The following is a 12,118-nucleotide window of genomic DNA, read 5'->3' on the forward strand; positions in this document are numbered from 1 at the left end:
AAAAAAGTGAGCGTTTTGTGTGTTAAAGCAGTTTTAAAAACAGCTTTTATGTGTTTTGTTGTATTAGCTGTTAAGCATTACTGGCATAACAAGCATAGTAACGTGTTCACCTTCATCTAAACCATCAACAGGCGTAAGAATTCCAGCTCTGTTAGGCATACTCATTTCTAATTGTACCTCGTCGGCATTTAAATTGTTTAACATCTCAGTTAAGAAACGCGAGTTAAAACCAATTTGCATATCATCACCTTGGTAATCACAAGTTAAACGCTCTTCAGCTTTGTTACTGTAATCAATATCTTCGGCAGAGATGTTTAATTCAGCTCCAGCAATTTTTAATCTAATTTGGTGTGTCGTTTTATTCGAGAATATACTCACACGCTTTACCGAGCTTAAAAACTGTGAACGATCGATACTTAATTTATTCGGATTCTCCTTTGGGATTACCGCTTCGTAGTTTGGATATTTTCCATCAATTAAACGACAAACTAATACCGTGTTTTCAAACGTGAATTTAGCATTCGAATCGTTGTACTCGATAGTTACATTCTCATCGCTAGCCGCTAAAATCCCTTTTAATAAGGTTAAAGGTTTTTTAGGCATAATAAATTCTGCCTGTTGTGTTGCGCTTACATCTTCACGAGTATATTTTACTAACTTGTGAGCATCGGTAGCTACAAAAGTTAGGTTATCGGTAGAGAATTGAAAAAAGACACCACTCATTACCGGTCTTAAATCGTCGTTACCAGCAGCAAAAATAGTTTTGCTAATGGCTGTAGCTAATATATCACCTGAAATAGTTGTTGAACTTGGATCTTCTAAAGTAATGGCCTTTGGGAATTCAGCACCGTCAGCATACGCTAAAGCATATTTACCATGGTTAGAGCTAATTTCAACCGTATTGTTGTCTTCAATAACAAAGGTTAACGGTTGCTCTGGAAATGTTTTTAAAGTGTCTAAAAGTAAACGTGCAGGGATAGCAACGCTACCTTCGCTGTCACTTTCTATATCTAAAACAGATGACATAGTCGTTTCTAAATCACTAGCAGAAACTGTTAATTTAGAGTGATCGATGTCAAATAAAAAGTTATCTAAAATAGGTAAGGTGTTCGAACTGTTAATAACACCACCTAAAACTTGGAGTTGTTTTAGTAAATAGGTACTTGATACTATAAATTTCATTTGATTCTTTTATTTTTAAAGGGTAAATGTGCCATTCTTATTACCAGATTCATCGCTAGAATATAATCCTTAAATACGAACGTTTCATTTATGATTGGTCGTTTTTATTGAGATACATTATCTATTACAAATATATTATTTAACATCCTAATACTGAAACAAACTTATTAACACTTTTAATTTTTTAAAATGCTATTTATCGCTCTTTTTATTAAGCCGGTTTAGCGTATTTTTTACGTCTTAAATAATAGAATAAAACGCCGAAAACACCTAGTAGCACTAGTGGTAATGCAATATTTATAATCTGCCATTTTGTTTTTTCATCAGCTATTTTATGCTGATCTAAAAAGGCAACTTTTACTTCCTTCGATCTAATGTTTATAAGTCCGTCGTCGTCCAACAGGTAATTTACGGCATTTAATAAGAATTCTTTATTTCCGTAGCTTTCTTTAGTCCATTTATCAAAGCCTAAACTCAAGGGACCATTTCTGTTAATATCATTCTTAATCACATCACCATCGGCAATAACTATCATTTTAGTCGGCGAACTATTATCTTTAGTTTCTAAAAGATCAAGAGGTTTAACACGGTTGTGATAAACCGAAGTAAACTCACCTTCTAAAAGCACGGCAAGGTTTTGTGCTTCTTTATTAAACAGCTCGGAATCCGGTTCTTGTAAAGCAAACGACAAGCTAATCTCCATTGGTGTCCCCTCAAGTCGTGCCGGAGCATCAGACTTTAAAAGTATCGTTTTAGAAATGTCATTTTTTAATGTGTCTATCTGATTGGCAAAATCAAATTTCACCAAATTGATATTGTTAGAAATCGGGTGGTTAGTTGCGCTAATACCCAGCGGTGAATACGGCCAATTAAAAAGCTGAATTCTCGTGCTTTCATTCTCGCCACTCTCTAAGGCTATGCGTCCGATATTCTGACTTTTAACACTGGTTAATAAGGGATTGATGCGCACACCGTATTTAAAGAAGAAATCGGTTAAATTTAAATCGCGTGGTATCGCTACATTTTTTCCTTCAGGGTTAAATAAACTATCCTTTTCCATCGCAATAGCATCAATAAGCCACAAGCTCTTTCCGCCCTGCATGGTGTATTGGTCTAAAACAAATTTCTCTTGCTCGCTAAACGCCTCTGTAGGTTTTGCTGCAATGATTAAATCGTAATCATTAAGGGCTGATGCTGTTTTTTGCGGACTCACAGCAACGCTGTCTAAGGTAAAAGGAGCTATATAATAGTAGTCGCGTAAAGTGGTTACAAAATCGGCGATATATTGATTAGGCATTTCTCCGTTGCCTTTTAAAACCGCCACTTTGCGTTTTTTAGGGTGGATAAGCTTACCCAAACCATCGGCAATAGCATATTCTAAATGCTGTACCGAATTGGTAACCAGTTCTTGCTGGTCGGCATTAACCTTGTATTTAACTAAGCCTATTTTTACGGTTTCACCATTGTAACTCGCTAATGCCCAAGGGAAAATTATAGCCTGCGATTGCTTGCCGTTTTCTTGAACGTTGACTTGCATAGGGGTTAACCCGCGAGCGTTTAATTGCTCGATATTGCGATCTCGAGTGGCATCATCTTCAATAGGGTCTAAAAACTTAAACGAAATATTACTGTTATAAGCAGAGAACTCTTCTAATAACTGGCGTGTTTCCGACTGTAAGCGTCGAAATTCAGAAGGAAACCCTTCGCCTTCCAAAAACACGTCAATAACAATAGGCGAATCGGCGTCTTTTACAATATTTAATGTGGCATCGCTAAGTGTATAACGTTTGTCTGATGTTAAATCAAAACGACTATAAACCGATGTGCTTATCGCATTCAAAACAAAGATAGTAGCAGGAACAATGGCTAGCATAGACCATTTTATGGCTTTCGATGCTTCACTATTGACGCGTTTTACGGTGAAAAATAAAAACAGAACGGTCACACTTAAAAAGTAAATGATATCGCGTGTGTCAAGGACACCGCGGCTCATACTTTTATAATGCGAACTCATGCCTAACTGATCGATAAAACGACTTGATGTCATATCGGCAATTCCCTCAAAACCGATATAAAAGAAAAAACATAAAAAGACCGCGCTTATAAAAGCTACAATTTGATTGTCACTTAAAGTGGAGGCAAACAAACCAATAGCCGTGTAAGCAGCAACTAAAAAAAGGAGTCCGAAATACGACCCTAAGGTGCTTCCCATATCTAAATTCCCCACAGGTTTACCCAATTGGTATACCGTAAGCACGTAAAGTAGGGTAGGGATTAGCGCTAGTACTATAAGTACAACAGCACCAAAATATTTACCCAATACGATTTGTAAATGAGAGATAGGCTTGGTAAGAAGCAGCTCTAAAGTACCTTGTTTTTTCTCATCGCTAAAACTGCGCATGGTAACAGCAGGGATTAGAAATACAAGAATCCATGGTGCTAATAGGAAAAACGAAGATAAATCGGCAAAACCATAGTTTAAAATATTAAACTCCCCTTTAAACAGCCATAAAAACAGACCGTTTAGTAATAAAAATAGAGCAATTACCAAATACCCAATTGGCGATGCGAAAAAGGATTGTATTTCTTTTTTTAATATAGCAAACATAATGGTTTGTTTAAATTATTAGGGCGCTGCATAATCTTAGCAGCACCTATTTTATATCCCTTGTTATTAGGTTAAAGACGCAAGTTTATCCACACTCCACGCTTCTGGTTTATCACAAAAAAGCGGTTTGGTTTCTGCCCAAACACTTTTAAAAAGCTCCGAATGACGGTAATTTTCTAAATCGGCTTCCGACGACCAATAACTATACGTAAAAAAAACGTTTGTATTGTTTTTATCACGGTAAAGCTCTAAAAAATTACAACCTTCAAAACCGCGAATGCGTTCTTTTACCTTTTCAAAATTAGATAAAAATAAAGGAATATGTTCTTCAGCAAAAGTTAATTTTACTATGCGTACTAAGTCGGTAGTTATCATAAGGTTTTAATAAAATTTACAGTTACAGTATCTCGTAGTTTTAAGCCCATTAATGTACTCGCCCCACCAACAGTAACCGTGTTGCTTTTATACATCGCGATTTCCAAATAATCCGAAGAGTTAAAAACCACCAAGGGGCGGCCTTCGTCATTACGTTCGTTTTCGGGGATATCAAAATTAACCACATCGGAGTATTTTGAATATATTGTTTTTAGCTTATGGTTTCTTGCCGAAATTATAAACTGTCGCCCTTTACAAAGCGATTCAAAAAAGGACTTTTTAATATTTGTAATCACATTACCGTAATTATCAATATAGATAATACTACCTATTATTTGAGACTCATCTTCGTTAACAATAGGTTTTATATTGGTAATCGGTTTTATACGGTCTATACGTTTTCCTACCACGTCTAAAGTCCCACCGCGAGCTATATGGCAAGCCACTTTTACAAAAACATCTAAAACAGGAAAACTCGATTCAAAACGATCATGGATGTTAATTTCTACAATCTGCTCGGGAGCGATTTCGGCACAAATCATACTCATAATCCCGTTGTTAGCACAAATAAAATAATGATCGTCTAACTTTATAGCAATGTGTTTATTTTCAATATTAAGCTCAGAATCAATTCCGATAATATGAATCGTTCCTTTAGGAAAACTACTGTAAGCACTCTGAATAATATACGCGGCCTCCGGCACACTAAATGGCGCTACAGAATGTGAGATATCAACAACTGTAACCTCGGGTAATTCGCTATAAATAGCTCCTTTTACCGCGCCAGAAGAGTGATCTTTCTCTCCAAAGTCTGTTGTTAAAGTAATAATTGCCATCGTTTAATTGTTGATATTTTTTTAGATTAATGACCACAAAATTGTGTAAGTTTGTTAAGCTAGTTTTCGACAACAAAACTAATAAAACTTAATAGATTAATTTAATTAAATCGTCTCGCTTTTGAATGAAATTATAATAGAACTTGAAGAAGTTACACCAAGAGATTTTTTTGGAGATAGTAACGCGAATATCGAACTTTTAAAAAAGTACTTTCCCAAACTTAAAATTGTTGCTCGCGGGAGCAAATTAAAGGCGTATGGCGACGAGGAACTCTTACAAGAATTCGACAAGCGCATTACAATGCTTATAAAGCATTTTGCTAAGTACAATAAGCTAGACGAAAATGTTATCGAGCGCGTTCTAACCAGTAATTCTAGCGACGATTATAAAACCTCCGATAAAAGTGGTGAAGTTTTAGTGCATGGCGTTGGTGGAAAATTAATAAAAGCACAAACAGCAAACCAACGTAAATTGGTAGAGCTTATGCGTAAAAACGATATGGTTTTTGCTATCGGCCCTGCAGGAACAGGAAAAACGTATACTGGTGTCGCTCTCGCTGTTCAAGCGCTAAAAAATAAAGAAGTCAAACGTATTATCTTAACACGCCCCGCAGTAGAAGCAGGCGAGAATTTAGGGTTTTTACCAGGAGATTTAAAAGAGAAATTAGATCCTTATATGCAACCCTTGTACGATGCGTTACGCGATATGATTCCTGCCGAAAAGTTAGAAAACTATATCGAAAATGGAACCATACAAATTGCACCCTTAGCGTTTATGCGTGGTCGTACCTTAGATAATGCTTTTGTAATATTAGACGAAGGGCAAAACACCACCCATAACCAAATGAAAATGTTTTTAACCCGTATGGGTAAGAACGCCAAGTTTATGTTAACCGGCGATCCCGGGCAAATCGATTTACCGCGACGTACCGTTTCTGGCCTTAAAGAAGCCCTACTAATATTAAAAGATGTAGAAGGTGTGGGCATGGTTTTCCTAGACGATAAAGATGTGATCCGCCATAAATTAGTTAAGAAAATCATCGCTGCCTACAAGCAAATAGAAAATATAGAATAGTTTTTATTAATTAGAAGCTATTTCCTGCTTTCGGCAGTCGCTTTTTTATATTTTTGCAAAAAATAAAAAAAGAGCTCCAACAAAGCCTCAATCAGGGCTAGGGATTTCGGTTTTTAAAAGCATAAGTATTTTTACAACACAACAACAGCACAACAATACCATGTCAACTCAAACAATTACAGATTCAAATTTTAATTTTCCGGGACAAAAGAGTGTTTATAAAGGAAAAGTAAGAGCCGTTTACAGCTTAGAAAACGATATTTTAGTTATGGTCGCTACCGATAGGTTAAGCGCTTTCGATGTCGTTATGCCAAAAGGAATTCCTTATAAAGGGCAAATCCTTAATCAGATTGCGACAAAATTTATGGCGCAAACCGAAGATTTAGTGCCTAATTGGTTAATAGCAACACCAGATCCTAACGTAGCCGTTGGCCATTTATGTGAACCTTTTAAAGTAGAAATGGTTATTCGTGGATATATGTCAGGGCATGCGGCACGCGAATATAAAGCCGGAAAAAGAATGCTTTGTGGTGTAGCTATGCCAGAAGGTATGAAAGAAAATGATAAGTTTCCAGAACCTATAATTACACCAGCAACAAAAGCTGAAATGGGAGATCATGATGAGGATATCTCACGTGAGGACATCATAAAAAAAGGCATTGTTAGCGAAGCTGATTATTTAGTATTAGAAGATTATACGCGTAAGTTATTTCAACGTGGTACAGAAATCGCCGCTTCTAGAGGTCTGATTTTGGTGGATACCAAATACGAATTCGGAAAAACTAAAGATGGTAAAATCGTACTAATCGACGAGATCCATACGCCAGACTCATCGCGTTATTTTTATGCCGACGGGTACCAAGAGCGTCAAGATAAAGGTGAGGCTCAAAAACAACTGTCTAAAGAGTTTGTTCGTCAGTGGTTAATTGCCAACGATTTTCAAGGTTTAGAAGGACAGTCGGTTCCAGAAATGAGCGATGATTATATCGCAAGCGTATCCGAACGCTATATCGAACTTTATGAGAATATTATGGGTGAAACTTTTGTGAAAGCCGATGTTTCAAATATTCAAGAGCGTATTCAAAATAATGTAGAAGCGTTTTTAAAAACACTATAAGCATAGCTGTTAGTTACAAGCTAACACCAAGTACAAAAAAGACCTTGCCAATGCAAGGTCTTTTTTTTTATATTTAATGTCAACCATGAAACTATTATGCCTTCTGTTCTTTTAATTGCGATTGGATAAATGGGATTCTAGGGGCTAAGAAATACCCTGTTAAACTGGCAAAAAGAATAGGGATAAAGTAAGAGAACCCTGTTAGCGTCGCTAATAAAATGGTTGTACTCATAGGCGTTCGCGTTACACAGGCATTAATTCCTGCCATACAACTCACAATGGTTAGGGTGAGGTTGGTACTCGGAAAAAAGTGATGAATAATAAGTCCTAAGGTGGTACCCACAAAAAATAAGGGGATAATAAATCCACCACGCCACCCTGAGGTTACCGTTACTGCAATAGCTATAATTTTAAAAACTAAAATAGCGAATAAGGTGGTTAGCGGTAAACTCTGACCGATAAGCTCGTTAATTTCATGGTGTCCAAAGTATCGGGTTAACGGTAAATAATAAGCGATAACACCTAAGATAATACCTCCCACAGTGGTTTTTATATAAATAGGAATGGTAAATTTTTCAAATACGGTTTTAAAGAACTTGGTGCAGTAAATAAATACCCAGCCCATAAACGTTCCTGCTAAAGCAAATAAAACGGCATAGGCAAAATCGAAAACACCTTCATATTCGTAAGCTGTTAAAGACCATGTTGCTCCTAAGCCCAATTCTATAATAACAGCAAATACCACATAACTAAAACTACTGGCTACTAAAGCAGGAATTATCGCTTTATAATATTCTACAGCATGTTTATGGTGGAGAATTTCTAATGAAAACAAACTACCACCCAATGGGGCGCCAAACAAAGCCGTAAATCCCGACGCCATACCAGCAATACTTAGGGAGCGGAGTTCCTCGCCTTTTAATCGGCATAACTTTCCCAACCAAGTTCCTGTCGAGCCGGTAACCTGTACTAAAGGAGCTTCTGGTCCTAAACTTCCTCCAGAGGCGACACAAAGTAATGAGGACAGTACCATAGACGGATTGTTTTTAGGGTCTAGCTTTCCCTTGTTGAAGCGGATGTTGTTGACTATCAAATGGATTTCTCCAGGATCGCCAATCCAATAAATAATAAGTCCGGCCAACAAACCAGAAATAGTCATGGCAGGAATTACTTGCCAACCGTCAAAAAAAGCAATTTTATGAGTTAGGAATTCTAAAATTATCCAATAGGTACTAGCTATTAATCCGCCAACAATACCTAAAAGAGCCCATAAAAAAAAAGTTCTGCTAAATACAAAAGGATTAAACCTGATGGGTTTATCTAAAATATTTAGCGTGGTGACCAGTTGTTTTTTGCGTTTTAGCTTCACAAATGTGTTGTTTTAATGTGTATTAATACCGTGTTAAATTTTGGTATACGGTAGTAAAGTTATTCAGTTTTAATACATTTATGCAAACTTACTTTATCACATTTAAATTATGCAATTAATTAACGACTTTGTAGAGCGCTTTGCTTCATTTGTTTGGGGCTTGCCATTATTAATACTGTTAATCGGTGGCGGACTTTACTTACTCATACTATCACGTTTTTTACCTTTTCGTTATTTAGGACACGCCATTCAGGTGGTGATAGGTAAATATGATAATGCTAATGATCCGGGAGATATTAATCACTTTCAAGCGCTAACTACTGCCTTGTCGTCCACCATAGGAATGGGTAATATTGCTGGTGTGGCCGTAGCCATTTCTATTGGAGGTCCAGGAGCAGTCTTTTGGATGTGGGTAAGTGCCGTGATTGGTATGTCCACAAAATTCTTCACCTCTAGTTTAGCGGTTATGTATCGCGGAAAGGATAGCAATGGCGATATCCAAGGTGGTCCTATGTATTTTATTACCGAGGGATTAGGAAAACGCTGGAAGCCTTTAGCCGTATTTTTTAGTTTATGTGCCTTGGTAGGTGCCCTACCTGTATTTAATGTCAACCAATTAACGCAAGCCATAAACAGTATTTTACTAACACCAAACGGAGTCGTCGTATCCACATCTACAAATTTAATAGTAGCAGCGGTTTTAGTGGGTATTACAGCAATCGTTATTTTAGGGGGAATTAGTAGAATTGGAAAGGTCGCTTCGAAATTGGTACCGGCTATGGTAGTCTTATATTTTGTGTTAATCATCTGTATACTAGTTATACATAGTGACGTGGTGCCTAGCTATTTTAAACTTATTTTTACCGATGCTTTTGCTGCCAATTCGTATACAGGCGATCGCTTTTTGGGCGGATTAACAGGGGGACTGATTTTATTGGGTATCCGTCGTGGAGCTTTTAGTAATGAAGCGGGGATTGGTATGGCGCCTATGGCCCACGGGGCAGCTAAAACCTCCGAGCCTATTCGTGAAGGTTTGGTAGCGATGCTAGGGCCAGCGATAGACACCCTTATTGTTTGTACCCTAACAGCTATGGCTATTTTAGTTACCGGAGTGTGGCAAACCTCCGATGCGAACGGTGTGTCTTTAACCGCTACAGCATTTAATTCTGCCATACCAACCTATGGGAATTATTTGTTGCTACTTTGTATTGTGGTGTTTAGTGTGTCGTCGTTATTTTCATATTCTTACTACGGTACCAAATGCATGTCTTTTTTGTTCGGTGCTCACAATAAACATTATTATAATTATATTTATATTCTAAGTATTGTATTAGGAGCAACAACGTCTTTAGGGCTAATTATAAATTTAATTGACGGGTTTTTCGCTTTAATGGCGATTCCAACCATGCTAGCTACTATTTTACTAGCGCCAAAAGTCCTTAAAGAGGCCAAACGCTATTTTAATGCTATGAAATCAAAAGCTTAAGTACTGATGCAATACACAAAATGAGATTAAACCTATATACTAACAATTATGAGTAATTACCACATTAAACATTTAGAAGAATATTTTCAAGTCTATAGAAAATCGGTTCGCGAACCCGAGAAATTTTGGGAAGAAATTGCCGAAGAACACTTTTTATGGCGTAAAAAATGGGATTCAGTGTTGCAGTGGGATTTTAAAAAACCAGAGGTAAAATGGTTCGAAGGGGCGAAACTCAATATTACGGAGAATTGTATCGATAGGCATTTGGCAACTAGAGGGGATAAAACTGCTATTCTATTCGAGCCTAACGATCCTAAAGAACCTTCAGAGCACATTACCTACAGGCAATTGTACGAGCGGGTTAACCAATTTGCGAATGTCTTAAAAGAACAAGGGGTTAAAAAAGGAGATCGCGTTTGTATTTACGTACCTATGATTCCGGAATTAGCCATTTCAATATTGGCTTGTGCGCGAATCGGTGCTATCCACTCTGTGGTCTTTGCAGGGTTTTCTGCTAAAGCGCTATCCACACGTATTAATGATAGCGATTGTAAAATTGTTATAACTGCCGATGGGTCTTACCGTGGTGCTAAAACCATCGATTTAAAAGGGATTGTCGATGATGCCCTAGAACACTGTCCAGGCGTTTCTACGGTTTTGGTAGCAAAACGTATACAATCGGATATAAACATGAAAGCAGGTCGCGATAAGTGGTTACAACCACTATTAGATGCCGCTTCAAAAGAAGGAGATGCCGAAATTATGGATGCCGAAGATCCGTTGTTTATTTTATACACCTCCGGGTCTACAGGACAACCAAAAGGAATGGTACACACAACTGCGGGGTATATGGTATATACCGCTTATACCTTTAAAAATGCATTCCAATACCGAGAAAATGATGTGTACTGGTGTACTGCCGATATTGGTTGGATTACCGGTCACAGTTATATTGTTTATGGGCCATTGGCTAATGGTGCTACAACAGTATTGTTTGAAGGGGTGCCAAGTTACCCGGATTACGGCCGCTTTTGGGAGGTTGTTCAAAAGCATAAAGTCACCCAGTTTTATACGGCACCAACAGCTATTAGGGCCTTGGCAAAACAAGGCGCTGAAATTATTGATAATTACGACCTGTCGTCGTTAAAAGTGCTGGGTACCGTTGGGGAACCGATTAACGAAGAGGCTTGGCATTGGTATAATGAAAATGTAGGTAAAGGAAAGAGTCCGATTATCGATACCTGGTGGCAAACCGAGAATGGTGGGATTATGATCACACCAATTCCGTACGTGACACCAACAAAACCAACGTATGCGACCTTGCCTTTTATCGGGATTCAACCCGCTTTAATGGGCGATAATGGAGAGGAGTTAAAAGGCAATCAGGTGGAAGGGCGTTTGTGTATTAAATTCCCATGGCCGAGTATAGCAAGAACCATTTGGGGCGATCATCAACGGTATAAAGACACCTATTTTTCGGCCTATGAGAATATGTACTTTACAGGAGATGGTGCCTTGCGTGATGAGGTGGGCTACTACCGAATTACAGGACGTGTCGATGATGTTATTATTGTTTCTGGTCATAACCTAGGAACAGCACCTATAGAAGATGCTATTAACGAACACCCTGCAGTTGCAGAATCGGCAATTGTTGGCTACCCTCATGATATAAAAGGTAGCGCTCTTTATGGGTATGTTACCCTTAAAGATGTTGGGGAGACGCGCGACCATACGAATTTAAAACAAGAAATTAATCAGTTGATTTCCGATCGTATCGGACCTATTGCGAAACTAGATAAAATTCAGTTCACGGCAGGGCTACCAAAAACACGAAGCGGAAAAATTATGCGTCGTATTTTACGAAAGATTGCCGAGCGAGATACCTCGAATCTTGGGGATACCAGTACCTTATTAAATCCAGAATGCGTGCAAGATATTATGGATAATGCGCAATAGCCTATTGTCGTAAGATATAGACGCGAACGTCTTCATACTAATAAATACGGACTAAAGTGAGCTTTATAATAGGCTCACTTTTTTATTGCCTTAAAGTAAGGGGGATTTAAACCT

9 protein-coding genes are annotated in these 12,118 nt (G+C 37.8%); 4 read left to right on the top strand and 5 right to left on the bottom strand.

What is annotated here, in order from left to right:
• Positions 1-63: 63 nt before the first annotated feature.
• From dnaN to BLV64_RS04765, 4 genes are all read right to left on the bottom strand, one after another.
• The gene (gene dnaN, locus BLV64_RS04750; protein WP_092133049.1) at positions 64-1,182 is read right to left on the bottom strand and encodes a DNA polymerase III subunit beta; all 1,119 of its coding nucleotides are present in this window, start codon (positions 1,180-1,182) and stop codon (positions 64-66) included.
• A gap of 211 nt (positions 1,183-1,393) precedes the next feature.
• On the bottom strand, positions 1,394-3,790 hold the full coding sequence (gldG, locus tag BLV64_RS04755) for a gliding motility-associated ABC transporter substrate-binding protein GldG (protein ID WP_092133050.1): 2,397 nt from the start codon (positions 3,788-3,790) through the stop codon (positions 1,394-1,396).
• Between the two features lie 66 nt (positions 3,791-3,856).
• Positions 3,857-4,165, bottom strand: coding sequence for a putative quinol monooxygenase (locus BLV64_RS04760; protein WP_092133051.1), 309 nt, complete (start codon positions 4,163-4,165; stop codon positions 3,857-3,859).
• Positions 4,162-5,001: an SAM hydrolase/SAM-dependent halogenase family protein gene (locus BLV64_RS04765; RefSeq protein WP_092133052.1), complete on the bottom strand. Its 840-nt coding sequence runs from the start codon at positions 4,999-5,001 to the stop codon at positions 4,162-4,164. The genes BLV64_RS04760 and BLV64_RS04765 overlap by 4 nt, the downstream gene beginning before the upstream one ends.
• A gap of 121 nt (positions 5,002-5,122) precedes the next feature.
• Between BLV64_RS04765 and BLV64_RS04770 the strand changes: the two genes are divergently transcribed.
• The gene (locus tag BLV64_RS04770; protein WP_092133053.1) at positions 5,123-6,076 is read left to right on the top strand and encodes a PhoH family protein; all 954 of its coding nucleotides are present in this window, start codon (positions 5,123-5,125) and stop codon (positions 6,074-6,076) included.
• Positions 6,077-6,236: 160 nt separating this feature from the next.
• Positions 6,237-7,193, top strand: a complete 957-nt coding sequence (locus tag BLV64_RS04775) for a phosphoribosylaminoimidazolesuccinocarboxamide synthase (RefSeq protein WP_092133054.1) — start codon at positions 6,237-6,239, stop codon at positions 7,191-7,193.
• A gap of 94 nt (positions 7,194-7,287) precedes the next feature.
• Here the strand turns inward: BLV64_RS04775 and BLV64_RS04780 are convergent, their stop codons facing one another.
• Positions 7,288-8,562 (bottom strand): chloride channel protein, encoded by a 1,275-nt coding sequence (locus BLV64_RS04780; protein ID WP_092133055.1) that lies wholly within the window; start codon positions 8,560-8,562, stop codon positions 7,288-7,290.
• Positions 8,563-8,671: 109 nt separating this feature from the next.
• Here BLV64_RS04780 and BLV64_RS04785 point away from each other — a divergent pair, with 109 nt between their 5' ends.
• The gene (locus BLV64_RS04785) at positions 8,672-10,048 is read left to right on the top strand and encodes an alanine/glycine:cation symporter family protein (RefSeq protein WP_092133056.1); all 1,377 of its coding nucleotides are present in this window, start codon (positions 8,672-8,674) and stop codon (positions 10,046-10,048) included.
• Positions 10,049-10,096: 48 nt separating this feature from the next.
• Entirely contained in the window at positions 10,097-12,004 is a 1,908-nt protein-coding gene (gene acs / locus BLV64_RS04790; RefSeq protein ID WP_092133057.1) for an acetate--CoA ligase, read from the top strand.
• The last annotated feature ends 114 nt before the right edge of the window (positions 12,005-12,118 follow it).

Source organism: Bizionia paragorgiae, from assembly GCF_900107625.1.
GTDB lineage: Bacteria > Bacteroidota > Bacteroidia > Flavobacteriales > Flavobacteriaceae > Bizionia > Bizionia paragorgiae.